Genomic DNA, 26,531 nt, shown 5'->3' on the forward strand with positions numbered 1-26,531 from the left:
ACCGGGAATGAGGAAAAGCCGCTAAGGCGGCGAAATTCCTGTCATTTTTCCGTTGCCTTCAGGTTCAGCATGAACTGTACCGGCGCGCTTTAAGGTAGCCCCAGATCTAGCTCGTCCTCCAGCGTGACCTTCTCGAAATCGGTCACCAGCGCGTCGATCCGCACATGCCACCGGCCGGCGAAGGGAAGCTCGACCTTGCGCACGTGCCAGTAGCCGTCGGGCCCGAGCGAGGCGCCCCGCTCCATCGGCTCGATGCCGCGCTCCGGCAGGCTCAGGGTCAGCGTCACCTCCTTAGCGATCAGCGGCGCGGCCTCACCGGTCATGAGCTGGAGCACGAAATCGTCGACGCCGGGTTTCCCAGGAGACACCAGAACCTGGAACATCGCCTTGTCGCTGTGGATGTGGATCGCCAAAGGCGTCTCGGGAATGATCGTCCGCGGCGGTGGGGTGAAGCGCCAGCCGGCGACGACGGCAAGGATGGCGAGTGCGATCGCGCCTTCCAGCAGGATCGAGCGCTTGAGCGCGGGCGTCCCACTCTCGTCCCGGGCAAGGGCCGGTGTCAGCCTGAACCGATTGAGCGCGGCGAGCGCCAGCAATCCCGTGACCAATGCAAGCTTGATCGAGAGGATGAGTCCGTAGCGGGTCTCGACCAGCGCGACCGGCTTTTCGAGCTGAACGATCGCGAGCGCGAGGCCGGTCAAGGCCAGCACGCCGACCGCAAGCGCAGCGATGCGGGAGAAGCGGTTCACGACGGGGAGCGTCGCAGTCGTCGGCTTCGACACCAGCGCGACCAGCGGCGCGAGAGCACCGATCCAGATGGTGACGCCGAGGCCGTGCAGAAAGATCGCCGGCCGGGTCAACGCCTCCGGCGGGGCCGTTGCGGCGTGCCCGGTCATGGCAAGCGACAGACCGACGCCAACCAGCGCGATGATCGCAAGAGCGCGCGCATACCATGCGCTGCGCAGCGCCACCAACGCGAGCAGCATCGCGGCAATCGCGACCAGCAGCGCGGGGCCGGCGCTGGTCGCGAACGCGACTTTCCACGGGGCGGCCGTCGCGAGAGCCGCCGGCGGCAGCCCGAGGAGATCGAGGCCCAACGCGCCAACGGACGCAATGGCGCTCGGAATGCCGATGGCGAGCGCTACGCGTGGAACGGTCATGCCCGTCGTCGACCACGCAACCCAGCGCGCAAAGAACACGCCTCCGACGCCGACGAACAGCCCAAGATACAGACCGACCCGCGCCAGCCAGATCAGCGCGCTCAACCCGCGATCTGCATTGGCGGGAGGTTGCGTCCCCGTCGGCATGCCGATCGAGAAGATCACCGATCCCGCGACGGGATGGCCGTCCTGCGAGATCACGCGATAGCTGACGACCGCGGTGCCCTGCGGCAGGTCTGGCGGCATCGCGACCGAGATCGTTTCGCCCGACGCGCTGACGCGCGCATCGTCCCGCGCCCTGCCCGCGCCGTCGATCAATTGGATTGCGCCCGGCGTCACCGCCTCGTTGAAACGCAACTCCACCGCCTTCGGCGCGCTCGCAAGCATGCTGCCGCTCGCCGGCTCGACCGCGACGAGCGCCGCATGTGCAGACGCGCCGGTCGTGAAGCCGACAACGCAGAGGAGCGTCGCGAGCGCGGCGAGCAGGCGCATCAGGGCTTTGACAGGAGCTTCACGCCCGGCGCCGGCGACTTGCCCTCGTGCGAATGCCCCGCCCCGTCCGCCGGGATATCGATCCAGCGGCTGACGCCGGTCTCGCACTCCTGGACGACAGGGAAATACAGCGTCGTGTCCGGCTTCAGATTGTTGGTCAGGAAGCTGCTGATGACGAACTCGTCGTAATTGTGATCCGGCAGCTTGCCGCCGGACCAGGCCACCTCCCTGACGCCGGAGCCAAGCTTGTTGCCGTGATAGTCGTATTCATTGGCGTACTTGCCTTCGACGACATCGACGCTCCAGCCCGCCTTTGGCATCGGCTTCACCGCGATCACGCCTTCCGGAATCTGCACCCTGATCTTCACCGTGGGCGAACCCGCGCAGCCGTGCGGCACGGCGAAGACGGCCTTGTAGTAGGAACCAACCGTCGCCTGCTTGGTCTCGAGCGTGATATGCGCCGATGCCGGCGACGCGGCCAGCGCGGCGATCAGGAACAGGCAGGATTTCTTCGACATGTTTGGCCCCTTCGACAACGTCATTTAATCAGGATCGGCGATTCCACGCTGACATGATCGGCCTCGGAGATCGAAATTCCGAGACCCAGCATCCAGCGTCCGGGCGTCAATTGCGCGACCTTCACGTGCCAGCTGTCCTCGCCGTCGCGCGAAGCCTCGACCGGCGCGAGCTTCCGGCCGGACTGCGTGTCCACGAGCGTCACCGACACGGCTTTGGCCGTGAGCGGCGTCTCGTCCGTGGTTTCGAGCTGGATGGCGATCTCGACCGGGCCGGCCCGGCCCGGCGAGACCGTGACATTGGCCATGGCCTTCTCGGTGTGCAGGTGCGTGAAAAAGCTGTCGTCGTCCGTCGCCGCCGCAAGCGGTGTCGCGGCAACCGACAGCAACGCAGCCATCGCGAGCGCAGGGCCCGTGAGGGATCGACGCGAGGTCATCGGAGACTTGATCTGTTTCATCACATCTTCATTCCCGAATGATCCGGCATTTTCTTCATCATGTGCCCGCCGTCGCCAGGCGCCTGCGCGCCGACCCCCTGGACGTCGAGGGAGACGGCGACCTTGCCGGCCTTCTCGAACTCCAGCGTCACCGGGACCTTGTCACCCTGCTTGAACGGCCCCTTCAGCTCCTGGAGCATCAGATGATTGCCGCCGGGCGCGAGCTTCACCGTCTTGCCTGCATCGATCACGAGCCCCTTGTCGAGCGGACGCATCTTCATCACACCGTTGTCCATCGCCATCTCATGGACCTCGGTCTTCCCCGCAATGTCGGCGGAAACGCTGACCAGCCTGTCCGCCGTTGCCCCCTTGTTCTCGATGGTGAGATAGCCGCCGGCCACCTTGGCGCCGCCCGGCGTCGCCCGGCTCCAGGCCTGCGAGATGACGAGATCGCCGGCCTTGACGTCCTCGGCCGCCGCTGGTGCTGCGCAGAGCGTGAGAGCGAACGCTGCGAGCAGCACATCTTTCAACATGGTCTTCATATCGGTCTTCCCGTTTGCAGATTGAATGTCAGTGTGTGGCGAGCTGTTGGCCCGACCATTTTTCGAGATCGGCCATCTCGGCCGAGCCTTCGATCGTCGTGATCGTCCCGTCCCGGGAGATGAGCATGGTCCGGGGAATGTCGCCCTGCCAGGCGGGATCGATCTCGAACCTCAAACGTTCGACAAAACCATCGTCGAAGATGAAGTTCTCGGTCGACGACAGCCCTGCCTTGTCAAGCATCGATTGCGTTGCCGCCGGTAGGTTCGGCACGAGATCGGCGCTGATCGTGACCACGTCGATCCCGGGATGATCCTTCGCAAACTGCCCGAGCAGCGGCAGCTCGACCTTGCAGGGCCCGCAGGTCACACCCCAGAAATGCACGAGCGTCGGGCGGCCCGCATGCCCCCTGAGGACGCCTTGCCAGGTGCCGCGCTCGAACGATTTCAGGGCCGGCGCTGCTCCCGGCGTAGCCGCTGACGCGATCAGGATACCCAGACCCAGAATGCCTGCAAATCGACGTCTCATGGCTGGTCCTCGATTGCTGTGAGCCGATAGCCATCCGCTTTCGTCATCCATGACAAATAGACCTGTTGGCCATTGGAAACGAGCATGGGATGATCGGATGTGTCGGTCGTGCTCGATATCGTCTTCGGCGGCGACCAGCTCTCGCCGTCGTCGCGGGAGATCATCATCTGGACCGAGGTCTTCTCGCCGTCGAACTCCTTCCAGACCATCACCGTTCCCGCCGCGCCTGCGAGCACGTAGGGACGCGTCGGATTGCGGCCGGGCTGCCCCAGCGCCATGGGCGCAGAGAAGGTGCGGCCTTCGTCGCGCGAGTGAGCGTAGAACAATCCCTTGCGCGCCTTCCCGTTCGTGTACCAGGCGACGTGATAGGTCCCGTTGGGCGCGACAGTCAGGCTCGGCCCATGATGCGGACAGGCGTTGATCTGCCAGTCGTCATTGCTGACCCGACGGATCTCACCCGGCGTCGAGACGTCGGCGAAGGTCATGACCGCGTGGTCACGTACGCCGCCGTCAAAAATGTTTCTGAAGATCACGGCCGGCCGCCCGGGCGCCGCGAATGTCAGCCCCAACCGGCAGCATTCGCAGGTGCCTTCGCGCGCCAGCTTTGCTTCTGCGTAGGTGGTGCCGCCGTCGCTGGACGAGGTGAAGAACAGCCCCGCTCCCTCGTACTTCTGTCCCGCCTCCTTCGCAAAAACGCGATTGCGCTTGTCCAGCCACGCCGCAAACACCGTTCCATCCTGATCGAGCGCCAGCGCCTCGAAACGCTGGCTCTCATTGCTGGCGGTGATCGGCTTCAGCTCGGCAAAGCGCTTCCCGCCGTCGACCGAGCGCGTGTAGAGCACCTGACCGTTGAATGCTTCATCCCTGAAGATCGAGAATGCGAGCGCGATGCCGCCCTTGCGATCGACCACGATCTTGGGCCGGGCATCCGGCCCCCAATCAAGGTTCAGCCGCGTCGTCGTGACCTGAGTGGGGGCCGAGAAACTCCGCCCCGCATCCGGCGAGCTCGCAACCGAGACCTGCCCGCCCGCCATCCAGACGAGCCACAGCGTTCCATCCGGTCCGAATGCGGGCGTCACCTTGGTTGCGCAGCGCAGCGTCGGCTCCTCGCACGCCGCTTCCGAGGCATGCTGATGATGGCTCATTTGCGCATGAGCTGGGTCTTGGCAAAGCGAAACGACGAGCGTCGCGAGCAGGCTCATTCGTCGCATGGCTTTCCTCCTCCTGCAGTGTTGCTCGATCATTTGAACGCCAGCTTCATTCCGGCGAAGAACGCGCGCGGCGAGCCGGCGTAGATCGAATTGGTCGTATTCGCCAAAGCGATCGCTCCGTCCTGGATGCCCGTGCCTTGCACCGTATTCGCAATATTGTTCGCCGAAGCCACATAGGTCCGGTCAAACACGTTCCTGACTTCAAAATAGACGTTCAGTGACTTGAAGTGGTCGGACTGGAGGTCTGTCTTGTAGTGCACGTTGAGATTGACCAGTTCGTAACCGGGCGCCTTCAAGAGATTGGCGTTGTCCATCCAGAAGGAATCCTTCCACTGCACTTCGACGAACGCGCCGAGGCCGGCAAGCGCCCCCGAAAACTCGTCATAGCCAAGTCGCGCGGTTAACTCGTTCGGCGAGATCCCGGGAATCTTGTTGCCCGCACGATTGAAGCTGAAGACCGTTCCACCGACGCCGGGGCTTCTGAGGTTTTCCGTATATTCGGTGTAGAATTGATCGAGATAGGTATACGCCGCCGTGAATCGCCAGCCTGGAAGGAACTTCCAGTCGGCGGCAAGCTCGACACCGCGATGCTCGGATCGTGGCGCGTTGAACATGAAGCTGACGCCGGCCACTTGTGTCGCCTGGCTCACCAATTCGTTACGGAAAAACTCGTAGAAGCCGGTCGCGCTGAATTTGAGCGCGGTGTTTGGAGTCCAATCGAAGCCAAGATCGTAGCCGAGATTCTTTTGCGTCTGAAGCTGGGTGTTATTGCCGGCTGTGCCGTCCGAAACGATGAACAAGTTGGTGACCTGCGGCGTTCCGTAGCCCGTAGCGACGCGGCCGCGAAACTGCCATTCGGAGTTCAATTTGTAGACCAGCGCCAGTTCGGGAGCCGTATTCTGAAATTGCCGGTCAGTCGCGGTGAGATTCGTCGTCGTTATGCCCGCGGCTCCCGTGTAGATGTATGCCGTATTTAGTCCCTTCAAAATGGTGGTTTCCCATCCGATCCCGGCAACAGCGGTCAGTTGCGGCGTCAGCTTGAGTTCCTCGCGCGCACGAACGCCGTAATTCGAGGTGTCGCTGAACGTATTGCTCTGGAGCCTACCCAGCGTGGCGTTACCACCCGGCATCACGAATCTCGTGTCGCTCGATGCCGTCAGAGTATTGTAAAAGCCACCGAAATAGGTGGTCGAATCCATCCCGAAGATTTCACCGCGCTTGGTTATGTCGCTCATGTAATTGTACGATGGAAAGTCGCCGATGGCGCTGGTGCCACCCGTGGGCTGACTGATGTTGCGGTCGTCGAAAACGAACTGATTTCGCCAAGTCGTCGTATTGTCGAAATCGTGCTCCCATCGCCCGCCGACGATGGTCCGGCGGTCGTTGCGACCAAGCCCTGCTTGCAGCGCCGTTTCCCTGTCGGTCCCCGCGACTGTGTTGAAACCGTTATTATTGAGCAGAACCGTCGCGCATCCCGGTGCGGCGGTAGCCCCGGTCGCGCAGCCCTGCTGGAAAGGGTTTTGATAGAACTGGTTCAGTGAGGAGCGGATCGGAAGGCGGGTATCAAGATTGTTGTTGATGAACTTGACGGTAAAGCGATCATCAGGCGTGGCCTGCAGCGTGCCGAGAAAATTGACCGTTTGGGTATTGTACCAGCTATTGCCGATGAAGCCGTCGCCGCGGGCGTCACTCGCAAACACCGAGCCCTCGAAATTGCCGACCTTCTTGCCGTAGGTAAAATAATTGTTGAGGTAGCCGAAACTCCCGCCATCGACGCCATATTCGGCGCCATCGATCGAGCCGCCCGGGCGGGTGCGGAAATTGAGCGCGCCGCCGGTGGCATAGTTGCCGTAGAGCGCCGACGACGGGCCGCGGATCACATCGATTGCACTGTAGGCCCGCGGATCGATCAAGTCACTGCGAGACAGCCCGTCCGGTTGCGTGACCGGGAAGCCGTCGTCGAAGATCACGAGATTGCGGATGCCGAAGCCGTTGCGGGCGTTGGAGCCGCGGATCGAGATGCCGATATCGCGGGGTCCGTTGCCCTGCTTCACCGATATGCCGGGGCTCTCGCGTAGCACGTCGGCCACGGTAACCGCCGGCCGGTCGTCGAACTGGCTGCGATAGATGGTCGTCTCGGTCTGGCCGGTCGGCGCCTGATTGAGACCGGCTCGCGCCGCGCTGGCCGTCACTCCCCTGTTTGGGGTCGATGCGCTGACGCCCGCACTCGGCGTAACGGGCCTCGCCGCACTGCCGGCCGAACCGGATCGCGGCCGCGAAGGCCGGGTGACTGGTTTGGCACGGGCAGTCTGCGGCGCCTCAACGGTCACCGCCGGCAGCTCCGAGTTCGTACTTTGGGCAAAGACTCCGCTCGACGACGCAAGCAGCGCGGCCTGGACCGCGACGGCGCTCACGCCACGGCGGGCATGACAACGTAACATGGGGCATTCCTGACGCCGGCTTTCTCTCCGGCCATTCGACAGCATCGATCGCCAGCGGACGGACCGCGGCAATCACGAGGGTCGTCAGGAAAATTGAGGTGGTGCGCGCGCCTGTGCGCTTGTGCCCTTATGGATCGCGACGGCGGATACATCCGCCGCATGCCACACCACGCGCGCGGCGTGGCGGAAGGGAATGGCGAGCGCGACGTGCGGCGGCGAATCGAGCGATGCGCCCGCCTGCGCCAGGCAGCACAGCGCGCACGCGGCGCCATGTGCGGTCGGCGCGCCGGTCTGGTCGTTCAGACCGCCCTGCTCGCTCGCGCTGTGGCAGATGACGCCGGCAGACAACGGATCGGCCACGGCCTGGCCGGCCGCCAGACAGGCGGCAATCGGCGCCAGCACCTGCATCGCCAAAGCGAGCAGGACCAGGGGTAGGAATTTTTGCAGCCGTGCGCGCATCCGCCGAACCATTCGTCCGCCTAAACTAAACACCTCGCCGAGACCTGAGTCGAGGTCAGTTCCACGGGCTTCTTGGCCCGGCGCAAATTTCTCGAAAACTGTGGTCCCGCCGCCCCACGGGCTGGGACGTCCGGCATTTGAGGCAGTCCGGCAACCCTCCCCATCCACAGATTTCCTATATTTGTCATATGCTTACAGGGCAAACAGCCCGATCATTTCGTCAGCTGCTCTAATTTTGAACAATCGTTGCCGAAAATGATGACAAGTGAGAAAAGTTGATCTAGCATCCCTCTTGCTCAGGCTGGCCGAGAGGTCGAAGTCTGGTGGTCCAAGTCTCGGGAGGAGCCCCTGGCGCGCAAAACGCAGCGTCGCCCCGTCAATCAAGAGCAAATCTTAGAATCGGGGATAATAGGGTCGACACAATTTTCGAGCGGGGCCAGGGCCCCGCTCTTTTTTTGCCCGCATGGCTTCGATGCCGATGAGCGCTCCCCTTAATTCAATCGAGAACAGCTTCGAACTCGCAGCCTCGCGTTGCGCAGATCTCACGCCACTCGTTTACCAACGGCTGTTCGAACAGCATCCCGAAACGCGGACCATGTTCCGGTCGCAGGGCAGTGAGCCGGTGATGGGGTCGATGCTTGCGCTGACGATCGAGGCGATCCTCGACTTCGCCGGTGAGCGTCGGGGCCATTTCAGGCTGATCGCCTGCGAGGTCGCCTCGCATGATGGCTACGGCACTCCGCGCGAGCTGTTCATCGCGTTCTTCGCCGTCATCAGGGATGCGCTGCGCGACCTCCTCGGCGACGAATGGTCGCCGGAAATCGCACAGGCCTGGGACCAGCTGCTCGTCGAGATCGACGCCTTCGCCACCATTCCGGCCTGACGCTTTGCGCTGCACCAACACGAGCTGCGGCGATCTCGCGATCGATTGCAGATTGAGTGGCAGGAACTCTTGTGAGAGACTTTCGAACATCGGTCGCGCAATCAATGACGCGCCGACGAAAATTTTATGGGAGCGAGCGATGTCCGGGACGAAAGATTTCTCGACGACGAGGCGCGATCTTCTTCAGGCGGCGGCGACCGCCGGCGCCGCGACTGCCCTTCTCGGCAGTATGGGCATAAACCCCGCCCTTGCAGCCGAGGTCGGACGATCCGAGAAGCCGCTGAAGGCGGCCTTCTCCAATGCGGGCCTCCAGGCCACCTGGTGCGCCCAGGGCAAGCAGGCGGCGGAATTCTGGGGCAAGCTGTTCAATGTCGAGGTGACCTGGTTCGACGGCCAGCTCGATGCGGTGAAGCAGCGCGCGGCGATCGACAACATGGCCTCGCAAAAGTGGGACTTCGTCGCGATCCAGGCCTTCGGTATCGGCACCCTCACCCAGCCCGTGCAGAAGATGATCGATGCCGGCACGCCGGTGATCGACATGGACACGCTGATTGCCCCGCTCGACCAGATCAACGTCCACTCTTTCCTTGCCCCCGACAACGAGTTCATGGGCGCCTCGGTGACACAGGCGCTGTGCAACGCCATGGGCGGCAAGGGCAAGATCATCATGACGCAAGGCGCGCTCGGCCATACCGGCGCGCAAGGCCGTGCGAAGGGCTTCAACACCGTCGTCAAGCAGTTCCCGAACATCGAGGTGCTCGACACCCAGCCCGCCGACTGGGACGTGTCGAAAACTGCGCGTCTCTGGGAAACCTACCTGACCAAATACCCGCAGATCGACGCGGCGTTCTTCCACAATGACGACATGGCGCTTGCCGCCGCCAACATCATGAAGGCGCGCAATCGCACCAACATCCTGATCGGCGGCGTCGATGCGATGCCACCGGCGATCCAGGCGGTGAGCGAAGGCCGCATGTTCGCGACCGTGCGCAATCCGTCCTGCCGCATCCATGGCGGCGCCATCATCGCGGGCGTTTCCGCCGTGGTCGGCGGCGAGAAGAGCGGACAGGGCATTCCCAAGAACGTCGTCACCGACGGCCCAGTCGTGACCAAGGCCAACGCCGCCGGGATGCAGTGGATGCAGGATCACTTCCTGATCTGAGCCTCCATGCCTGAGGTTCGTGCGCCCATCCTGGAACTGCAAGGCATCACGAAGAGCTTCGGCGGCGTCGAGGCGCTTCGTGGTGTCGACTTCGCGCTCTCAGCCGGCGAGATCCACGGTCTCGTCGGCGAGAACGGCGCCGGCAAAAGCACGCTGATGAAGATCATCGCCGGCGTGCACAGCGAATTCTCGGGCCGCTTCCTGATCGACGGGAAGGAGACGCATTTCCGCTCCGCCCGCGATGCACACGCGGCCGGTATCGCCATGGTGCATCAGGAGCTGAGCGTCGCACCCGATCTCACGGTCGCCGAGAACGTGTTCCTGGGCAACCAGCCGACCAACCGGTTCGGCCTTGTGCAATGGCGGCGCATGGCGCGCGAGGCCGGCGAGCAGCTCGCCCGCTTCGGCATCGACGTCGATCCGATGTCCAGGCTCGGCGACCTCCCGATCGGGCTCCAGCAGCTGATCGAGATCGCCCGGGTGCTGTTCTCCGGCGCCCGCATCGTCATCCTGGACGAGCCGACCTCCGCCCTCTCCCCGCCCGAGGTCGAGCGGCTGTTCGCGACGCTGCGGCGGCTGCGCGAGGAAGGCACCGCTATCGTCTTCATCTCGCATTTCATCGAGGACATCCTGCTTGTGTCCGACACGGTGACCGTGTTCCGCAACGGGCGGAAGGTCGCCGAGACTGCCTCGGCTGCGACCAGCAAGGGCGCGCTGATCGAGGCCATGATCGGCCGCGGCGGCGAAGCGCTCGAGCACAGCTACACCGATGACCTCATGCTGCCACGGGCAAGCGACAGCTCCGTGGTCCTGAAGGTCGACCAATTGTCGCTGGCCCGCAGCCTGAAGGACATCTCCTTCGAGGCGCGCGCCGGCGAGGTGCTCGGCATCTACGGGTTCATGGGCTGCGGCCAGCAGGAGCTGTCGCGCATCCTGTTCGGCAAGCTGAAGCCGGACGGCGGCACGCTCGCCGTCGAGGGCAAGCCAAAAACCTTCGCCAGCACGGCGGCGGCGCGGCGCGCCGGCGTGGCGCTGGTGCCGGAGAGCCGGCGCGCCATGCTGTTTCACCAGGAGCCGGTCTACAAGAACATCTCGATCAGCATTCTCGACCGCATCTCGTCGCTGCTGCTCAAGCCGGCGCAGGAGCGCGACATCGCCAAGCGCCAGGTCGAGCAGCTGCAGATCAGGCCGCCGGTGGTCGGCCTCGATCTCGGCATGCTCTCCGGCGGTAACCAGCAGAAGGTCGCGCTGGCAAAATGGCTGACCTATCCGCCGAAGCTGCTGGTGCTGTGCGAGCCGACCCGGGGCATGGATGTCGGCGCCAAGAACGACGTCATCAACATCGTCCGCGATCTCCGCGCCAAGGGGCTCGCGGTCATCGTGCTGTCGACCGAACCGGAAACGGTGCTGTCGCTGGCCGACCGCATCCTCGTGCTCAAGCGCGGCGCGTTGGTGCGGGAATTCAAGAACGAGCCGGTCAGCAAGGACCGCCTGCTGGAAGCGGCGTGACGGAGAAGCACCATGGCGAGCAGTGAGACGGCTTTGGCGGCAGGGCGGCGGCCGCGCGGCGTTGCGCCCTTCCTGCGCTCGCAGATGCGCAACATCGCGCCGTTCCTCACCCTGATCTTCCTCTCCGCCTTCTTCGCCTTTGCCAGCCCCTCCTTCGCGACCCTGGACAATCTCGGGAACATCCTGACGCAGGTGTCGGTCACCGGCATCATTGCGGTCGGCCTCACCTTCGTGATCCTCTGCGCGGAGATCGACCTCTCGATCGCCAGCATCGCCAACGTCACCGGCATCGCGGTCGCCTACTTCACGCTGCAGGAATCCTACGTCAACATCGCCAACATCCCCCTGCCCGGCGCGGTCGCGATCATCCTGTCGATCCTGCTCTGCGCGCTGCTCGGCCTCGTCAACGCGCTCGGCCTGACCGTGATTGGCATCCCCTCCTTCATCATGACGCTGGCGATGATGCAGATCGCGGCCGGCGTCTCGGCGCTGCTGGTGCGCGGCCAGATCGCCTACAAGGTGCCCGGCCTGATCACCACGCTCGGCTCGGGCTCGATCGGCGGCATCCCCTGGATCGTCATCGTCGCGGCCATCATGCTGCTCGGCGGCCATCTGGTGCTGACCTACACGCGCTTCGGCCGCTACGTCTACATGGTCGGCGGCAACCGCGAGGCCGCCGAATATTCCGGCCTCAACGTCAAGCTCATCCTTGGCGCCGTGATGGTGATCTCGGCGGTGTGCTCGGGCATCGGCGGCATGCTGGGAGTAGCCCATTTCGGCAGCGCCCAGCAGAACGAGTTCGACACCTATCTGCTCGACTCCATCGCCGCCGTCGTCGTCGGCGGCACCAGCCTGTTCGGCGGCCGCGGCGGCATCGGCAACACCATCGTCGGGCTGTTCGTGCTCGGTGTCCTGAATAACGGCCTCGACCACGTCAACATCGACAGCTTCCTGAAGATCCTGATCCGCGGCCTGATCCTGCTGGCGGCGCTGGTCATCAACGTCTACGCGCAGCGGCTCAGGGAAAAAGCGGCGGAGTAGACGGCCCTCAAAACAAAAAACGCGAAAACAACCCCATGCACAGTACAAATCATTGAGGAATTTGGCGTGAGGTGGCTTGAGCCCGCGCTCCAGGGCTTTTGACACGTCGGGCAAAACAGGCGCACGATGTCATCATGGCGACGGGCGCCGATGGGCCTCGGGCCGCGCCCCGAACTCCGTCATTGCGAGCGCAGCGAAGCAATCCAGGAATCTATCCGCGGATACATATCTGGAGCGCCGTCTCAGGCGGCGCGCTGGTCGTGTCGCGACGAGAGATCCGGGCACAGCACGAGCTTGCCCTCGAGGCCACCAGTCTCGAGGCGGCGGTGAGCATCGGCGACCTCATCGAAGGAGATCCGCTCGGCGATGTGCGGCCGGATGGCACCAGTTGCCAAAAGCCTGAACAGCCGCTCCAAGTCCTCCTTGAACCAGGTGGGATGTCGCGCCCGCATCGCATTTACCGAGTAAAACCGGGCCCGCTTGCCGCCGGGCAACAATCTCCACAGGTAAAGGCGTGCGATCTCCATCACGATAGGGAGCATGCGACGCTGCGCTTGCACGCTCGCCGAGAAACCGATGGCACAGAGCAGGCCGCCTGGCTTGAGCGCCGCGTATGAGCGGCGATAGCCGTCTTCGCCAACGCCGTCGACGATAACGTCGAACCCGCCCGGCAGGACCTGCGTGAAGTCCTCATGCTTGTAGTCGATCGGCGTTGCCCCTAGCTCTCGGACGAGCGCCATGTGCTCGCTGCGCGCAGTGCCCCACAGCTCGATGCCGGCCAGTCTCCCGAGCACGAGCAGCGCCTGGCCGACGGCGCCGGCGGCGCCGTGCACGAGCACGCGCTGGCCTCGCTGGACCCGGGCCGCGCGGTGCAGAAGCTGGTACGCGGTCGTCCAGCTCAAGATCAGTGTGGCCGCCTCCGCCGCGTCTACGCCCTCCGGCACACGGGCCACGTCGTTCGCGCGAAGCGTGCGATAGTCGGCGTTTGACCCGACCACCGTCATGTCGGCCACGCGGTCGCCAATCTGAAAGTCGTGCACGCCTTCACCGAGCTGATCGATTGCCCCGACCACGTCGTAGCCCATTACGAACGGCGGCCGGAGGCCCATCGTCTGCGGGTATAGATGGCGCCTGATCAACACCTCGGTGTAGTTGAGGCTCGACGCAAGTACACGGACCCGCAGCTCGCCCCGGCCGGCGGTCGGCAAGGGAGCCTCGACCACCTCCAGCTTCTCGGGATCACCGAAGAGGCTGACTTGAACAACTCGATTGCGCGGCTCCATCATCGGCGATCTCCACGCAATGTCGTGATCCAGCGCAAGGACGGACACACTTCGGCAACTACTTTGCATCGCCACGTCGGCAAGCATTGAGGATATGGCCGGCCTGAAGTTCTACCTTGATCTGGCTCAAAGCATGCGATGCGCCATTTTATGGCTACCGTGGCATAGCGAACTTTCGCGAGCTGTCATCGCGGCCGATTTATGGGTTCACGGCCTCATCCGGCGGGAGCCGCGAGAAGCGGAAATTGCAGTGGCTTGCGCCGCCCGCCAATGTTTGTGTGCGCTCCAGGCGGATGCCACGCGCTGCGTAGGCGGCGAAATCGAGCCCGCAGATGTTCGGCAGGATGTCCTTGTCCCCGTGGCGCGCTGCGAGCTTGCAGAAGCCGCAGGCCTTGTAGTTGATGCCGAATGTAAAGCTGTCGTCCGGACCCGGCTCGACGAAATCATAGACGAAGTCTTCCGGAAACTCTTCCTGATGCGCTTTTGTAGCGCTCCTTGCCGCCTGCTCGCGCAGCAAGGCGTGGTTCTCCGGCGACATGAATTGCCGCCCCGAGGCGAGACGTTCCGCTTCTGATACGGTCAGCAATTGCGCCTTGTAGGTTTCTCGCTCGATCTCGCCGATCACAGGCACCGGCACGCCGTGTCGCTGCAGCACCCGGCTGATGGCCATGAACCCCGTCAGGCGCATGAAGAAATCGCTCATGCGGCTTGCCGCGCCGCCGACATAGGGCATTTGGGTGAGGACAATCTCAAATTCGTCCATCACCTCCCGCCTGATCCCGTCGATGTCGGTGAGATGCGTGCGCTCGCGCAGCATCGCTTCGGCGAGGTCGAGCCGCTCGCGCATGGCGGCCTCCATTGCGTTCCGATGCGTCTCGTAGAAGGGATGGATGTTCTCAGCTATTGGACACCTGACGGCTCATTGCAAGGTTGGCGACGCCGGCTTCATTCCGCGGCGATCGCCTCGATCTCGAGCAGCCATTTGCTCTCGACGGTCTCGACGACCACGACCGTCAGCGCGGGCTGGTGGTCCCCGAGCACAGCGCGGCGAATGGTGCGGTTGGTCACGACTTGAGTCCGGTCAGTCAGGAACGTGGTGACCTTGACCAGATTCCCGACGCCAAGGCCGGCGGCGGCGAGCACCGCGATCACGTTGCGCCAGGCCTGCTCGCATTGCGCCTCGAAACCTTCGGGCACGGTGCCGTCGGTTTTCTCGGGCACCTGACCACTGATGAACAACAGGCGGCGATGCTGCGACAATTCAAGTCCCATGCTGTAACCGCCGGCGGGAGGATGAACCGTTGCGGGATTATGATTGGCGATGTGAGCCATGTCAGCTTGCCTCCTGTTCGACGAATTCGAGCGCCAGACCATGCGCGGTGGCGGGTGGCACGAACAGCACGGCACCGGTCATCGCAAAGCCGACGCCGTTGTGTTCCAGCGTTCGCCTTGTCGCATCCAGATCAGCGACCGCCAGGCGCGCCGCGCAAAAGCGCGGCGAAGCGCCGTTCGCGAGGCCCGGTAACCGGCGCGCCAGCTCGGACGGGTCAAGCAGGGTGATATGATTGCCGCGCTCACCAATCGTCAGCCGCCCGGGCGCAAGCTCGGCCGTGCCTTCCGTGAGCCGCTCGAGGAAATCGCGATGCGCCGCCGGCTCCGCCGCCGACATCACCACCTCGACCACGCGGAGGGCGCCGTTGGGATGACGCTGATACTGCGCCTTCCAGAACAGTTCCGGCGGGTGACGCTGCTGGCAGGTGAAGAACGCAATCCCGGGCATGGCGGGATTGGTGGCAAAAGCCAGCGAGAACGCGACGCGCGCCGTGCCCCCGCCCGGGAGCACCGCGTCACGGCCGAAATCGAACGGGGCATAATCGCCGATGCGGTCGGCCTTGAAACGCGCGGCATCGGCATGGGCGTCGGTGCTGTGCAGGACCAGCATCGACATTCCCTCGGCGGCCGCAAGAAAATCGCGGTTGTGGGCCGCGAAGCTGAAATGGCCCGGCGTGGCTGGCGGCACCAACGCATCGTCGGTGATGGCCAGCAACTCCAGAAAATTGTCGGCGAACTGTGCAAGGCGGTTGCTCGTTCCGAACGGGTGCACACCGGTCGGCGTGAGGTTGAAGCCCAGCGCCTGCCAATCCAGCGCGGCCTGCTCCAGATCGCGGACGCAAATGACGAGATGATCTAGATGACGGGGCATTGGGGGTCTCCGAATTTGCAGGCCGACCGTATCCGGCGATGACGGCGCCGATCAAAGCATTGCTGCTGCGGTTCAGCGCAAGAAAATCTATTGCAAGGCCAGGGCCCATCGGTGTCAAACTGCGGTGCGATGACCTACGCCCTTCCCCCGCTCAACGCGCTCCGCGCTTTTGAGGCCGCCGCCCGGCATCTCAGCTTCAAGCTGGCCGCGCACGAGCTGCACGTGACACCTGCCGCCGTGGGACAGCAGGTGAAGGCGCTGGAGGCACGTCTCGGCGTGCAGCTGTTCGAGCGGCTGCATAAGCAGCTCATTCTCACCGCGGCCGGTCAGGCCTATCTGCCCGGGGTCTCCGAAGGTTTTCGTCACATTGCGGAGGCGACCTCGCAATTGAAGCCGGAGGGCGCGGTGCTGCTGCAGTTGGGGGTCCATGGCAGCTTCGACCTGCGCCGGCTCGAATTGGCGGAGTTTCGCAGCGCGCATGCGGAGATCGGTTTGCGGGTGCTGCAGCCGGCCGGCCTGCACGAATTGGTCGAGGGCAAGGTCGACCTCTTGATCGCCCGCGGTCTCGGCCACCATCCGGGCTATCGCTGCGACCGGATCAATGAGGGATCAGGCCTCGGTGATTGGCTGATCGCGCCTCAAGGCACCGCGGATTGCCCCGAGATCGTCAGTTTTCGCGCGTGGCTGCGCGCCCTGCCGGCCGAAAACCCTCTCGCAAACCGCCGCCCTCGTCTGGTCGGCATCAGCGGAAGTTGAGGCGACCGTAAGAACATGGCTTGAGCCCTCGCCGCCAGGACGTTTGAGACGTCAGGCAAAACACCGGCACAAGTCCATCATGGCGCTGGTCCCGTAGAGACCACCGAGCTCACGGCAGCGGTTCGACCTTCGCCGCCATATCGGGAACGCGCGTGATCTTGTACGTGGCGTTGCTGCATTTAAGAACCCAAACGTCGCGATCAGGTCGAGACTCCTTCGTGTTCTTCTTTGCGCCGAGTGGCTTTTCGCAGGTGAAGCCTTGCGTGCGAATCTGGGCCGCAAGCATTCCCTGAACTGTTTCGGCCGGAATTTGCTGCGCCCGCACTTGCGGAGCAAATAGAATAAAAACGAAGGCAAGTAGCAATGATGCAGATGCTCTGTGCATGATTTCAACCCTTGAAGCAGCCACCCCGCAAGTTCGAAGGTCGCACTATAGCAGAAACACCGGTGTTGTCCGCGCCGGATCGACCGCGCCGTAGCGCGGCTTGCTCCAGTTGGCCTCCATGCTCACAGCAGGCATCATGTTGACAAGGCGCGAACTTCTTCGCTCCGCAGCGCTAGCTGCACTGAATGCGGGAATGCTCGTTGCGACCCCTCTGGTTGGGGGGCATTATTTCGTGGATGTGATCGCCGGCGTGTCGGTGGCTGCGCTGACGATCCAGTTGTCGAAATGCCTAACGGCGGTCGTCGCTGCAAGCCCGCTGGCGGCCTCGACGCGGTCGGCATCGGCGGAGCCGGGTCGGCTGGTCGATCCTGCCTTTAGCCGCGGCGTTTGAACGGCCATGCCGTCGTAAGTAGTCCGGTTTAGGATACACCTTTGAACGTCAGCTTTTGGCCCCTAACGGACCTATGGACGCCGTAGTGGATTTGTCTGCTGCGGACCCGACTGAGACATTGGCGCGAGGCTTCTGTCCCGCGTCTTGTGCTTAGGACCATGGCGGCTCATCACTCTTCCCGACCGCCTCGTGGTGGGTCGTGACACCCGCCGAACGCAAGCCGGTCAGCAATACGGTTCTCACAGAGACCGGATCGAATCCAATATCCTTGGCGTTTGGTGGATGAGCCTCGCTGCCCTTCAATCGGAGCGCCAAGTGCAATTGCTCGCAAAGGTGCCGAACGACGAGATTGACCTGATCGTCAGTCATGATCTGCCTTTCCTGCTACATTTTGCTATCCAATCAGGTAGCACAGATGAAAATAGGGCGATACGCGATTGGACCGCCCCAAGAAATCAACCCCACGCGATTCCCATGGGCGGGCCCCAAAAATCGTCAGCCTGTCAGGGTAGACCGGAAGTAACGAGCGGGCCACTAGAACGACGCTTTTGACCACGACGGACGCGCCTTCCATCCCTGGGATGCCCGCCCTCGGTCGAAGCCAATTGCATCTGCCCAGCAATCTCATCAGCCCGCCAGCACCTCACCGCGTGCCCATCGGCTCGCGTTTCCAGCACCGGACCGGGCTTGTCCGCGCCGGGACGTCCGCATCTTAGCGCGGCTTTCTCCGGTTAACTTCCGGACTCACAAATACGCCGTGTAGGAACTGACCCACACGAGGATCGAGGCAGCAGGCCGATCATGCCCGCATTCTCGCCAAAGGCAGTGGCGCAGCCGGACATGCCCGGATAGACGCGCTTTATGCAGCCATGCCGTGCCTTCTCTTGCATACGCCAACAGCAACTGGCGCTGACTGCTGTGCACTATGCAGTTTGTGCCAGCGATGACGACACCTGAAGTCGTCGGCCGATCCAGTACAAATGCAATAACGGCCTCGGCTGGTCATCGCTCTGAGCTAAAACTTGGCTCGCAGAGAGGGCTCAAACAATATCGAATGGAGTCCCGTGCATTTTTCGCAAGTCTCGTTTCGATTCTGAGAGCACACGCGCCAGCATCAAAATGCCGGCGCTGGGGTGCTCTGATTTTACCGGTGGTTAATCCGAGTTGGTCCCACCGCAAGAATATAGGTACCACTAAAGGAGGCGACGCTATGCGGCACTCCATCGGATTTCCATCGGCAACCTTCGTCTGTACGTGGTCAAGTATGAGGCCGATGCGCGGAAAGCCTGCTGTATCCCGGAAAACCCGCACGGCGGTCGAAGGACCAGAGCTACGACCCGTGCGCGCCTAACATCAAGATCTCGCGCAAGGTGTTGAAAGGTGGATCGCATCTCTGCGCGCCCAATTAATGCCGCCGCTACCGGCCGGCGGCACGCCATCCCGAGCCGGTCGACACATCGGCCAGTCACGTTGGGTTGGGTTCCGTTGCATCAAACGAGAGGAGAAATCCCATGATCGATGAACAAGACAGGCTTGGACTGAGGCAAAGACTGCTGTTGGCCACCGGTCTTGCGACCTTGCTCGTCACGTTGCCCGGCCTGCTTGCTGCGCCGGCGGCGGCCCAACAAATCACGGGCACGCCGGGTACGCCCAGTGCCACGATGACACTCGATGGCAAGCAGCTTCCGGCCGAGCCTCCCAAGTTCGGCGGCGATATCAAGGAAACCGCGAAGGACTCCAAGCCCTACTGGCCACCATCCGTGGTGCCGCCCAAAGGCGCGCCAAACGTGCTGCTGATCATGACCGATGATCAAGGTTATGGCGTGACTGGCACCTTCGGTGGAGTCATCCCGACTCCGAACATGGATCGCATCGCCGAGACGGGTCTTCGCTACACGCAGTTTCACTCGACGGCGCTGTGCTCGCCGACGCGCGCAGCGCTGATCACCGGCCGCAACCACCATTCGGTCGGATTCGGCGTCATCGGCGAGCTGTCCACCGGCTACCCCGGCTACGATTCCGTCATCGGACCCGAGAACGCCACGATCGGGACCATTTTGCGTGACAACGGCTTCGCCACCTCATGGTTCGGGAAGAACCATAACACGCCAACCTATCTGTACAGCGCGGCCGGGCCATTCGATCAATGGCCGGTCGGAATGGGATTTCAATACTTCTACGGGTTCATGGGCGGCGAGACCGACCAGTGGACGCCCTATCTTTATAAAAACACGACCCAGATTTTTCCGTGGATCGGCAAGTCCGGCTACAACCTCACCACCGATATGGCGGACGAAGCCATCAACTACATGAACAGCCTGAACGCGGCCGCACCCGACAAGCCGTTCTTCCTCTACTACGTGCCCGGCGGCACCCATTCGCCGCATCAGCCGAAAAAGGAATGGATCGACAAGTTCAAGGGCAAGTTCGACATGGGCTGGGAAAAGCTGCGCGAGCAGATCTTCGCCAACCAGAAGCGACTCGGGGTCATCCCGGTGAATACCCAACTCACCGCCTGGCCTGATACCTTGCCGAAGTGGGACTCGCTCTCATTGATCCAAAAGAAACTGTACGCGCGGGAGGCGGAGGTGTTTGCCGCTTACGCAGCCTATACCGATAATGAAATCGGCCGCGTCATCAAAGCGGTCGAGGACATGGGCAAGCTCGACAACACCCTGATCATCTATATCAGCGGTGACAACGGCACCAGCGCCGAAGGCACGCTCGAGGGCACCCCGAACCAGATGACCGCCTACAACGGCGTGCTGAAACTCCCCGAAGCCGAGCTGATGCTCCACTACGAGAATTGGGGATCAGACAAAACCTACCCGCACATGTCGGTCGCTTGGTCGTGGGCTTTCGATACCCCGTTCAAATGGACCAAGCAGGTGGCATCGCACTTCGGTGGCACCCGCCAAGGAATGGCAATTTCATGGCCCGGTCACATCAAGGATGTCGGCGGCATTCGCAGTCAGTTCCACCATATCATTGATATCGTGCCGACGATCCTTGAAGCCACCGGCATTCAGGCGCCAGCGACGGTCAACGGCATCGCGCAAAGGCCGATCGAGGGCGTGAGCATGGCTTACACATTTGATCAGGCCAACGCCAACGCTCCGTCAAAGCGCGACACGCAGTATTTCGAGATGTTCGCCAACCGCGGCATCTACCACGATGGCTGGTATGCCTGCACGACACCGCCCGAAGCGCCCTGGCTTATGGGCACGGCAAAGATGCCTGAGATCAACGAATACAAGTGGGAGCTCTACAAGATCGCCGAGGACTTCTCGCAAAACAACGACGTCGCGGCCAAGAATCCTGACAAGTTGCAGGAGCTGAAGGAACTCTTCCTGACCGAGGCGGCGAAATACCAGGTCTTGCCGCTGGACAACTCCGTCTTGACGCGCCTCGTGACGCCGCGGCCGAGCGCGACCGCTGGGAAAACTGTTTTCACCTACACGGGAGCTAATCCCGGCATCCCGGCCGAGAACGCACCCAGCATCATGAACAAGGACTATAAGATCACCGCCGAGATAACGGTCCCTGCGGGCGGCGCGGAGGGAATGATCGTCACTCTCGGCGGCCGGTTCAGCGGCTATGGCCTCTATTTGCTGAAGGGCAAGCCGGTCTTCGTCTACAACATGCTGGATCTGAAACGATACCGCTGGGAAGGCGGCGTGGGCGCGCGCGACTGGTTGGGTACTGCGCTCAAGCCGGGCAAGCACACCATCGTGTTCGATTTCAAATATGATGGACCCGGCCCGGCCAAGGGTGGCACCGGGGTGCTCTCGGTGGATGGCAAGGAGTACGCCCGCCAGTCGATCCCGCACTCGATTGGATTCCTGATGGCCATCGACGAGTCCTTCGACGTCGGCGTCGATAGCCGCACCGGCGTGGATGACAGCTACAAACTGCCGTTCCAGTTCACCGGGAAGATCGACAAGCTGACATTCAATCTCGGCCCGACGCAGATGACAAGCAGCGAACAGAAGTCCATGCGGCACGCGCTTGAACGAGCGAGGGACTAGCCTGGATACCCTCTGATCTGCGAGCATCTTCCACTGGATGCCCGCAGGTCCTACCGCCTCACATAAGTTGTTCTCGCGAAGGTCGGCTCAGGAACACGGGGTGCCGTGGCATCGGCTCGGCCTCGACTGCTGTACGGATCCATGAACGCGGAGTGGCCATCCTGTTCATGGCCTCCCTCGCCGCCTTCGCGGTTTCGCCGGTCGATTTTGACCGTGAGGTGCGAATTGCATGAGTTAGTTTGATCACTACGCCTGACGTATGGTCAACGGAGGTCCGCTTCTGCTGCACAACCGCCGCGACAGCCCCCCCCTTAAGGGAGTCTTAATCTGTATCCGTGATCATACGACATTTCATTTTTCTGATTCTTGTATTTTCACATGCGCCTCGTCGCTACGCGAAAATATTCATTTATCGCCGTTCAAACGCTTACCGAATGTCAGGCGTGCGACAGCCTTTTCAAAGTCGCCGAGAACGAGTTCGTGTTGCACATGAATTCCGACGAAGCCTCCGAAGACGAGCGGCTGGTTTGGTTGGATAGTCGAGCGGCTCTACTTTGGATCAATCAAACGACTGACGAATACGGAATGAATTGGGAGTGATCTCTCGTGGTCGAAACCCGGAGTGCGCCCCGCTATCGCGTTTCGAAGCCGGCGCAGATTGAGTTTGGTGGCGACAAGACCCCCTGCATAATTCGTGATCTCTCTGTCACCGGGGCCGCTCTGCAGCTTTCCGATGGGAGCGCGACGATTCCTGCCGCGTTCCTGTTGATCGTACCCGAGGATAATTTGAGGCTACCGTGCCGCGTGGTCTGGCGAGGTGCTTTCAAGATAGGCGTAACTTTCGATTAGCGTCATCGGGGGACCGAACAATGACTACTGGCGAACGAAGATCCGGCATTGACACCCGATCTGGTGCGGAGAGGGAGCTCATCGGGGAAAGAAGGTCAGGAAGCGATCGACGCAATCCTTTGGCGTCGCCTATGCCGTCGAACGAGCAACTGGCGCTTTTCGCACGTCGATTGAGGAGAGCCATGCGTGACGACAAAAGTCGTTGCCATTTCGGGCTAGCAAACGGAGAACAGGATTTTTCCTTTTACCCCGACGTCATTCGGATCGTCGAGTGGATCGAGCGCCTGAGCGTTCTCGAAGCGGAGCATGGAGCGCGCCCGACTTTGAGGAAAGCTGCTGTAGGCGCTGCCGATCCGACAAGTGCAGACCGCTAGATTCGCTTCATATCCGCGTTGGCTCCTCGTAGCGTATGATTCGAGGCTCCGGTTTCGGAGCTTGAATCCCGTCTGGTCCAGCTGGACGAGGTGCTCTCCATCCTAGAGATTTTCGCCCTCCGCCGACGCCAACGCCGTCCGACCGGCAATCTCGTCAGCCCGCCAGCACCTCACCTCATGTCCATCGGCGCGCGTTTCCAGCACCGGACCGGGCTCGTGGCGACACACGGCCTCCGCGTACCGGCAACGCGGGCTGAAGGCGCATCCGTTCGGCGGATTGAGCGGGTTGGGAAGGTCGCCGCCTGTCGTCGCTAACGGCGCATGACGCAGCGGATCGGGGATGGCCGCGATCAGGGCCTGCGTATAGGGGTGCGCCGGGCGCTCAAAAATCTCGCGCCAGTGGCCGTTCTCGACGATGCGGCCGAGATACATGACGGCGACGCGGTCGCTCATGTGCTCGACGACCCCGAGGTCGTGGCTGATCATGATGTAGGAGAGACCGAGCGTGTCCTTCAATTCCAGCAGCAAATTGATGATCTGGGCGCGGATCGAGACGTCGAGCGCCGATACCGGCTCGTCGCAGATGACGATCCTGGGATTGAGGATCAGGGCGCGCGCAATCCCGATGCGCTGGCGCTGGCCGCCGGAGAATTCGTGCGGATAGCGGTCGGCCTGTTCCGGCCGCAGGCCGACATGCCGCAGCATCGTTGCAACACGGTCCTCGATCTCGCTTTTCGCGGTCACGCCGTGCACACGCAGGGGATCTTCCAGCGTGCGGCGGACGGTCTGGCGTGGGTTGAGCGAGGCGTAGGGATCCTGAAAGACGATCTGCACGCTGCGGGCCAGCGACTTTCGGTCGCCGGATTGCCTGTTCGTCACCACCTGCCCGTCCAGCACGATGCGGCCGCGCGTCGGCGTCAACAGACCCAGGATTGACAACGCGACGGTCGACTTGCCCGAGCCGGACTCGCCGACGAGGCCGAGGCATTCACCTCGTCTCAGGCTGAGATCGACACCGTCGACGGCACGGAGCACCCGCCGGCTGCGGCCGAGCCAGCCGCCCCCCATCGGAAAATGAACCGCGAGATCCTCGATGCTGAGAATGAGATCGTCGTCCGACCTCGCCTGCCCCCGCCTGTCTTGCGGCTCATGCATGGTGGTAACACCGGACGAAACCGCCGGCCTCCAGCAAATCCGTCTGCGGCGCAACCGTGCGGCAAATCTCGGTGGCCTGCGCACAGCGCGGATTGAACCGGCAGCCATCCGGGAAATTCGTGATGGCTGGAACCACGCCCGCGATCTCCTTGAGCCTGGTGCGGCCAAGCGCGGCCCGGCTGCCCAGCCGGGGCAGCGAGGCGACCAGGCCCTGCGTATAGGGATGCGAGGGCGCCCGGAAGATATCGGCCGAGCCGCGCTGCTCGACGATGCGGCCGGCATACATGACGGCGACACGGCGGCAGACATTGGCGACGAGGCCGAGATCGTGGCTGATCATCAGGATCGCCGTACCCCTCTCGGCGCACAGATTGCGCATCAGCTCGATGATTTCCGCCTGCACGGTCACGTCGAGCGCGGTGGTCGGCTCGTCGGCGATCAGGAGGTCCGGACCGCATGCGAGGGCGATGGCGATCATGACGCGCTGGCGCATGCCGCCGGACAGCTGGTGCGGGTAATCGTTGACGCGCCGCTCCGGTGCGGGGACGCGGACGCTCGCCAGCGCCTCAACCGCGAGTTGGTTGGCTTCCCGCCAGCTCTTGCCCTTGTGCAGCACGAACATCTCGGCGATCTGCCGGCCCACCGGCGAGACCGGGTTCAGCGCCGTCATCGGCTCCTGGAAAATCATGGCTATGCGATTGCCGCGCAGCTCCCGCTGCCTGGCCGCGGAAAGGTGCTGGATCTCCCGCCCCTCGAACCGGATGACGCCGCCGCCGATCGACAGCGGCTGCCGCAACAGGCCGATCAAGGCGAGTGCCGTGATGCTCTTGCCGCAGCCGGATTCGCCGACGAGGCCGAACGTCTCGCCTCGATCGATGCGGAACGAGATGCCCTCGGCGGCCGCGACGCGCCTCGCTCCGTCGTCGAGATCGATGCGCAAATCCTCGACTTCGATCAGCGGCGCGCCGGTCATGTCCGCCGGCTCCGTGACTGGGGATCGAGAATGTCGCGCAGGCCGTCGCCGAGCAGGTTCAGGCCGAGCACCGTCAGGAAGATGGCAAGGCCCGGAAAGACCGAGAGCCACGGCGCCGTCGTGATCTGCTCGCGCGCATCCGACAACATGCTGCCCCAGCTCGGAAACGGCGGGCGGACGCCGAGGCCGAGGAACGACAAGGCAGCTTCGGACAGGACCGCGCTGCCCATGCCGAGCGTCCCGATGACGACGATCGGCCCTAACATGTTCGGCAAGAGCTGCGTGACCATGATGCGCAGATCGCCGTAGCCGAGCACGGTCGCCGCCTGCACGTAGCCCTGGCTTCTCAGCGACAGCGCCGAGGCCCGTGCGATCCGGCAGGTAAAGGACCAGTTGGTCAGGCCGAGCGCGATCAGCAGGCTCGTGAGGCCGGGGCCAAGCACCGCCATGATGGCGAGCGCGAAGATCAGCGAGGGGATCGCGAGCATCAGATTGGTCAGGCCGTTGACGAAATCATCCCACCAGCCGCCCCAATAGCCCGCGCTCAAGCCGAGCGCGACGCCGATGACGCTGTTGATGAGCTGCGAGACGATGCCGACGGTCAGCGAGACGCGGGCGCCGTAGACGACACGGGAATAGATGTCGCGGCCCTGGTCGTCGGTGCCGAACCACCAGGTCCAGCTCGGAGGCTCCTCCGCGTTCATGAGGTTGGCGTCCAGGACGGGATCGGTGTGCGCCAGCCAGGGCGCGAGCAGGCCGACCAGGATCGCGAGCGCGAACAGCGCGCCACCGATGATGAGATTGGCGCGGAGCTTCATGCGTATCTGATCCTGGGATCGATCACGCCGTAGAGCACATCGATCAGCAGATTGATCGCGAGAAAGGCCAGCACCACCACGAGAATGGAGCCCTGGACGGCGGGAATGTCGCGCTGGAGCACACTGTCGACGAGCAGCGAACCGATGCCCGGCCAGGAGAACAGCTTCTCGACCACGACCGCCTGCCCCATCAACCCGCCGAACTGAAGGCCGACGGTGGTGAGAATGATGACGAGCGCGTTGCGCATCACATGCCACTTCACCACACGCGTCTCGCTCATGCCCTTCGAGCGCGCGGTGCGGACGAAGTCGGCGGTCATGATCTCGAGGACCGCGGCGCGCGTCGTGCGGGCAAACAGCGCCATCGGCGAGACGCCGAGCGTCACGGCCGGCAGGAGCAGATATTTCAGCCCTCCATCGCCATACCCGAAGCTCGGCAGCCAGCCGAGCTTCAACGCAAACAGATACATCAACACCAGCCCGAGCCAGAATTTGGCAATGGAAAGGCCCGATACCGCCACGACCATGGCGAGCGTATCGACGATGCCGCCGGGTTTCAGCGCTGCAATGAAACCAAGGGGAACCCCGATCAGAATCGCAAACGCCATCGCTGCGAAGATGAGCTGCAGCGTCGGCCAGGCCCGTTTGGCGATCATGGTGGTGACCGGCTCGCGCGTCCGGAACGAGGTGCCGAAATCACCTGTTGCGAGCTTCGCGATGTAGGCGCCGAAGCGCCAATAGACCGGGTCGTCGAGGCCGAGCTGCTTCTTCATGCGCAGCTCGACCTGGGGATCGGTGTCGTCGCTCATGCTTGAGACGATGCTGCCGGGAACGACGCTGAACAGCACGAACACCAGCAGCACGACGGCGAGCACGGTCGGAATGGTTTGCAGGAGACGGCGGAGCAGGAACGAGAGCATCCAGGCTTTTCCTCTCTC

27 protein-coding genes and 2 pseudogenes are annotated in these 26,531 nt (G+C 63.0%); 10 read left to right on the plus strand and 19 right to left on the minus strand.

The features are described from left to right. Positions 1-89: 89 nt before the first annotated feature. The 8 genes from AB7008_RS28145 to AB7008_RS28180 form a co-directional block, all read right to left on the minus strand. On the minus strand, positions 90-1,652 hold the full coding sequence (locus AB7008_RS28145) for a copper resistance CopC/CopD family protein (RefSeq protein WP_304490009.1): 1,563 nt from the start codon (positions 1,650-1,652) through the stop codon (positions 90-92). Next, entirely contained in the window at positions 1,652-2,170 is a 519-nt protein-coding gene (locus tag AB7008_RS28150) for a YcnI family copper-binding membrane protein (protein WP_304490010.1), read from the minus strand. The genes AB7008_RS28145 and AB7008_RS28150 overlap by 1 nt, the downstream gene beginning before the upstream one ends. A 20-nt stretch (positions 2,171-2,190) precedes the next feature. Next, entirely contained in the window at positions 2,191-2,625 is a 435-nt protein-coding gene (locus tag AB7008_RS28155; protein WP_304490011.1) for a hypothetical protein, read from the minus strand. Next, positions 2,625-3,146, minus strand: coding sequence for a copper chaperone PCu(A)C (locus AB7008_RS28160; protein ID WP_304490012.1), 522 nt, complete (start codon positions 3,144-3,146; stop codon positions 2,625-2,627). The genes AB7008_RS28155 and AB7008_RS28160 overlap by 1 nt, the downstream gene beginning before the upstream one ends. Before the next feature lie 28 nt (positions 3,147-3,174). Next, positions 3,175-3,672, minus strand: coding sequence for a TlpA family protein disulfide reductase (locus AB7008_RS28165; RefSeq protein ID WP_441259858.1), 498 nt, complete (start codon positions 3,670-3,672; stop codon positions 3,175-3,177). Then, positions 3,669-4,883 (minus strand): sialidase family protein, encoded by a 1,215-nt coding sequence (locus AB7008_RS28170; RefSeq protein ID WP_441259859.1) that lies wholly within the window; start codon positions 4,881-4,883, stop codon positions 3,669-3,671. Before AB7008_RS28170 ends, AB7008_RS28165 begins: the two co-directional genes overlap by 4 nt. Before the next feature lie 29 nt (positions 4,884-4,912). Then, positions 4,913-7,324, minus strand: coding sequence for a TonB-dependent receptor family protein (locus AB7008_RS28175; RefSeq protein WP_441259860.1), 2,412 nt, complete (start codon positions 7,322-7,324; stop codon positions 4,913-4,915). A gap of 84 nt (positions 7,325-7,408) precedes the next feature. After that, on the minus strand, positions 7,409-7,783 hold the full coding sequence (locus tag AB7008_RS28180; RefSeq protein ID WP_028155966.1) for a DUF2946 domain-containing protein: 375 nt from the start codon (positions 7,781-7,783) through the stop codon (positions 7,409-7,411). Positions 7,784-8,261: 478 nt separating this feature from the next. Between AB7008_RS28180 and AB7008_RS28185 the strand changes: the two genes are divergently transcribed. The 4 genes from AB7008_RS28185 (at position 8,262) to AB7008_RS28200 (ending at position 12,378) form a co-directional block, all read left to right on the plus strand. Continuing rightward, positions 8,262-8,666, plus strand: coding sequence for a globin (locus AB7008_RS28185; RefSeq protein ID WP_304490016.1), 405 nt, complete (start codon positions 8,262-8,264; stop codon positions 8,664-8,666). Between the two features lie 139 nt (positions 8,667-8,805). Beyond that, positions 8,806-9,828, plus strand: coding sequence for a sugar ABC transporter substrate-binding protein (locus AB7008_RS28190; RefSeq protein ID WP_028155964.1), 1,023 nt, complete (start codon positions 8,806-8,808; stop codon positions 9,826-9,828). 6 nt (positions 9,829-9,834) lie between these two features. Then, on the plus strand, positions 9,835-11,337 hold the full coding sequence (locus tag AB7008_RS28195; protein ID WP_304490017.1) for a sugar ABC transporter ATP-binding protein: 1,503 nt from the start codon (positions 9,835-9,837) through the stop codon (positions 11,335-11,337). Positions 11,338-11,349: 12 nt separating this feature from the next. After that, positions 11,350-12,378 (plus strand): ABC transporter permease, encoded by a 1,029-nt coding sequence (locus AB7008_RS28200; RefSeq protein ID WP_028149079.1) that lies wholly within the window; start codon positions 11,350-11,352, stop codon positions 12,376-12,378. A gap of 242 nt (positions 12,379-12,620) precedes the next feature. On the opposite strand, the gene AB7008_RS28205 is transcribed toward AB7008_RS28200, so the two are convergent. The 4 genes from AB7008_RS28205 to AB7008_RS28220 form a co-directional block, all read right to left on the minus strand. Then, positions 12,621-13,664 carry a medium chain dehydrogenase/reductase family protein gene (locus AB7008_RS28205; RefSeq protein WP_304490018.1) on the minus strand — a complete coding sequence of 348 codons (1,044 nt, stop codon included), beginning with the start codon at positions 13,662-13,664 and terminating at the stop codon, positions 12,621-12,623. 196 nt (positions 13,665-13,860) lie between these two features. Beyond that, entirely contained in the window at positions 13,861-14,565 is a 705-nt protein-coding gene (locus tag AB7008_RS28210) for an L-2-amino-thiazoline-4-carboxylic acid hydrolase (RefSeq protein ID WP_304490019.1), read from the minus strand. Positions 14,566-14,606: 41 nt separating this feature from the next. Next, a complete protein-coding gene (locus AB7008_RS28215) occupies positions 14,607-14,993 on the minus strand; it encodes a RidA family protein (protein WP_304490020.1) in 387 nt (128 codons plus the stop codon). Between the two features lies 1 nt (position 14,994). Beyond that, positions 14,995-15,864: a VOC family protein gene (locus tag AB7008_RS28220; protein WP_441259861.1), complete on the minus strand. Its 870-nt coding sequence runs from the start codon at positions 15,862-15,864 to the stop codon at positions 14,995-14,997. Positions 15,865-15,993: 129 nt separating this feature from the next. On the opposite strand from AB7008_RS28220, the gene AB7008_RS28225 reads away from it, so the two are divergent. Beyond that, positions 15,994-16,620 carry a LysR family transcriptional regulator gene (locus AB7008_RS28225; protein ID WP_441259862.1) on the plus strand — a complete coding sequence of 209 codons (627 nt, stop codon included), beginning with the start codon at positions 15,994-15,996 and terminating at the stop codon, positions 16,618-16,620. A gap of 109 nt (positions 16,621-16,729) precedes the next feature. Here AB7008_RS28225 and AB7008_RS28230 read toward each other — a convergent pair whose 3' ends face one another. Beyond that, complete coding sequence (locus AB7008_RS28230) at positions 16,730-17,005, minus strand: hypothetical protein (RefSeq protein ID WP_304490023.1); 276 nt, start codon at positions 17,003-17,005, stop codon at positions 16,730-16,732. 118 nt (positions 17,006-17,123) lie between these two features. On the opposite strand from AB7008_RS28230, the gene AB7008_RS28235 reads away from it, so the two are divergent. Then, positions 17,124-17,396, plus strand: a complete 273-nt coding sequence (locus tag AB7008_RS28235) for a phosphatase PAP2 family protein (protein ID WP_369525485.1) — start codon at positions 17,124-17,126, stop codon at positions 17,394-17,396. A gap of 150 nt (positions 17,397-17,546) precedes the next feature. Here AB7008_RS28235 and AB7008_RS28240 read toward each other — a convergent pair whose 3' ends face one another. Continuing rightward, a complete protein-coding gene (locus AB7008_RS28240; protein ID WP_248877920.1) occupies positions 17,547-17,765 on the minus strand; it encodes a hypothetical protein in 219 nt (72 codons plus the stop codon). Positions 17,766-17,899: 134 nt separating this feature from the next. Beyond that, positions 17,900-18,085 (minus strand): annotated as a pseudogene (locus AB7008_RS28245) (hypothetical protein); the annotation flags it as partial. 562 nt (positions 18,086-18,647) lie between these two features. Between AB7008_RS28245 and AB7008_RS28250 the strand changes: the two are divergent. From AB7008_RS28250 to AB7008_RS28265, 4 genes and pseudogenes are all read left to right on the plus strand, one after another. Continuing rightward, positions 18,648-18,883 (plus strand): annotated as a pseudogene (locus AB7008_RS28250) (SUMF1/EgtB/PvdO family nonheme iron enzyme); the annotation flags it as partial. A 24-nt stretch (positions 18,884-18,907) separates the two neighbouring features. Next, on the plus strand, positions 18,908-21,424 hold the full coding sequence (locus AB7008_RS28255) for an arylsulfatase (protein WP_304494211.1): 2,517 nt from the start codon (positions 18,908-18,910) through the stop codon (positions 21,422-21,424). Between the two features lie 606 nt (positions 21,425-22,030). After that, positions 22,031-22,273 (plus strand): PilZ domain-containing protein, encoded by a 243-nt coding sequence (locus AB7008_RS28260; protein WP_080669483.1) that lies wholly within the window; start codon positions 22,031-22,033, stop codon positions 22,271-22,273. Between the two features lie 182 nt (positions 22,274-22,455). Further along, positions 22,456-22,647 (plus strand): hypothetical protein, encoded by a 192-nt coding sequence (locus AB7008_RS28265; protein ID WP_152621461.1) that lies wholly within the window; start codon positions 22,456-22,458, stop codon positions 22,645-22,647. A 102-nt stretch (positions 22,648-22,749) separates the two neighbouring features. On the opposite strand, the gene AB7008_RS28270 is transcribed toward AB7008_RS28265, so the two are convergent. The 4 genes from AB7008_RS28270 to AB7008_RS28285 are packed head-to-tail and all read right to left on the minus strand — an operon-like array spanning position 22,750 to position 26,513. Next, positions 22,750-23,802 (minus strand): ABC transporter ATP-binding protein, encoded by a 1,053-nt coding sequence (locus AB7008_RS28270; RefSeq protein ID WP_304490024.1) that lies wholly within the window; start codon positions 23,800-23,802, stop codon positions 22,750-22,752. Continuing rightward, positions 23,795-24,775 carry an ABC transporter ATP-binding protein gene (locus tag AB7008_RS28275; RefSeq protein ID WP_248877926.1) on the minus strand — a complete coding sequence of 327 codons (981 nt, stop codon included), beginning with the start codon at positions 24,773-24,775 and terminating at the stop codon, positions 23,795-23,797. Before AB7008_RS28275 ends, AB7008_RS28270 begins: the two co-directional genes overlap by 8 nt. Beyond that, the gene (locus AB7008_RS28280; RefSeq protein WP_038936568.1) at positions 24,772-25,593 is read right to left on the minus strand and encodes an ABC transporter permease; all 822 of its coding nucleotides are present in this window, start codon (positions 25,591-25,593) and stop codon (positions 24,772-24,774) included. Before AB7008_RS28280 ends, AB7008_RS28275 begins: the two co-directional genes overlap by 4 nt. Then, positions 25,590-26,513 (minus strand): ABC transporter permease, encoded by a 924-nt coding sequence (locus AB7008_RS28285; RefSeq protein WP_304490025.1) that lies wholly within the window; start codon positions 26,511-26,513, stop codon positions 25,590-25,592. Before AB7008_RS28285 ends, AB7008_RS28280 begins: the two co-directional genes overlap by 4 nt. Between the last annotated feature and the right edge of the window lie 18 nt (positions 26,514-26,531).

This window comes from Bradyrhizobium sp. 521_C7_N1_3 (assembly GCF_052075975.1).
Taxonomy (GTDB): Bacteria; Pseudomonadota; Alphaproteobacteria; order Rhizobiales; family Xanthobacteraceae; genus Bradyrhizobium; species Bradyrhizobium japonicum.

Coding starts and splice junctions, on each gene's coding strand:
- AB7008_RS28225 (WP_441259862.1), top strand. CDS start 15,994: ATGACCTACGCCCTTCCCCCGCTCAACGCGCTCCGCGCTTTTGAGGCC.
- AB7008_RS28165 (WP_441259858.1), bottom strand. CDS start 3,672: ATGAGACGTCGATTTGCAGGCATTCTGGGTCTGGGTATCCTGATCGCG.
- AB7008_RS28205 (WP_304490018.1), bottom strand. CDS start 13,664: ATGATGGAGCCGCGCAATCGAGTTGTTCAAGTCAGCCTCTTCGGTGAT.
- AB7008_RS28155 (WP_304490011.1), bottom strand. CDS start 2,625: ATGAAACAGATCAAGTCTCCGATGACCTCGCGTCGATCCCTCACGGGC.
- AB7008_RS28160 (WP_304490012.1), bottom strand. CDS start 3,146: ATGAAGACCATGTTGAAAGATGTGCTGCTCGCAGCGTTCGCTCTCACG.
- AB7008_RS28220 (WP_441259861.1), bottom strand. CDS start 15,864: ATGCCCCGTCATCTAGATCATCTCGTCATTTGCGTCCGCGATCTGGAG.
- AB7008_RS28265 (WP_152621461.1), top strand. CDS start 22,456: ATGCGTGACGACAAAAGTCGTTGCCATTTCGGGCTAGCAAACGGAGAA.
- AB7008_RS28235 (WP_369525485.1), top strand. CDS start 17,124: ATGCTCACAGCAGGCATCATGTTGACAAGGCGCGAACTTCTTCGCTCC.
- AB7008_RS28230 (WP_304490023.1), bottom strand. CDS start 17,005: ATGCACAGAGCATCTGCATCATTGCTACTTGCCTTCGTTTTTATTCTA.
- AB7008_RS28195 (WP_304490017.1), top strand. CDS start 9,835: ATGCCTGAGGTTCGTGCGCCCATCCTGGAACTGCAAGGCATCACGAAG.
- AB7008_RS28285 (WP_304490025.1), bottom strand. CDS start 26,513: ATGCTCTCGTTCCTGCTCCGCCGTCTCCTGCAAACCATTCCGACCGTG.
- AB7008_RS28175 (WP_441259860.1), bottom strand. CDS start 7,324: ATGTTACGTTGTCATGCCCGCCGTGGCGTGAGCGCCGTCGCGGTCCAG.
- AB7008_RS28240 (WP_248877920.1), bottom strand. CDS start 17,765: ATGACTGACGATCAGGTCAATCTCGTCGTTCGGCACCTTTGCGAGCAA.
- AB7008_RS28275 (WP_248877926.1), bottom strand. CDS start 24,775: ATGACCGGCGCGCCGCTGATCGAAGTCGAGGATTTGCGCATCGATCTC.
- AB7008_RS28145 (WP_304490009.1), bottom strand. CDS start 1,652: ATGCGCCTGCTCGCCGCGCTCGCGACGCTCCTCTGCGTTGTCGGCTTC.
- AB7008_RS28280 (WP_038936568.1), bottom strand. CDS start 25,593: ATGAAGCTCCGCGCCAATCTCATCATCGGTGGCGCGCTGTTCGCGCTC.
- AB7008_RS28200 (WP_028149079.1), top strand. CDS start 11,350: ATGGCGAGCAGTGAGACGGCTTTGGCGGCAGGGCGGCGGCCGCGCGGC.
- AB7008_RS28150 (WP_304490010.1), bottom strand. CDS start 2,170: ATGTCGAAGAAATCCTGCCTGTTCCTGATCGCCGCGCTGGCCGCGTCG.
- AB7008_RS28185 (WP_304490016.1), top strand. CDS start 8,262: ATGAGCGCTCCCCTTAATTCAATCGAGAACAGCTTCGAACTCGCAGCC.
- AB7008_RS28270 (WP_304490024.1), bottom strand. CDS start 23,802: ATGCATGAGCCGCAAGACAGGCGGGGGCAGGCGAGGTCGGACGACGAT.
- AB7008_RS28170 (WP_441259859.1), bottom strand. CDS start 4,883: ATGCGACGAATGAGCCTGCTCGCGACGCTCGTCGTTTCGCTTTGCCAA.
- AB7008_RS28190 (WP_028155964.1), top strand. CDS start 8,806: ATGTCCGGGACGAAAGATTTCTCGACGACGAGGCGCGATCTTCTTCAG.
- AB7008_RS28215 (WP_304490020.1), bottom strand. CDS start 14,993: ATGGCTCACATCGCCAATCATAATCCCGCAACGGTTCATCCTCCCGCC.
- AB7008_RS28180 (WP_028155966.1), bottom strand. CDS start 7,783: ATGCGCGCACGGCTGCAAAAATTCCTACCCCTGGTCCTGCTCGCTTTG.
- AB7008_RS28255 (WP_304494211.1), top strand. CDS start 18,908: ATGATCGATGAACAAGACAGGCTTGGACTGAGGCAAAGACTGCTGTTG.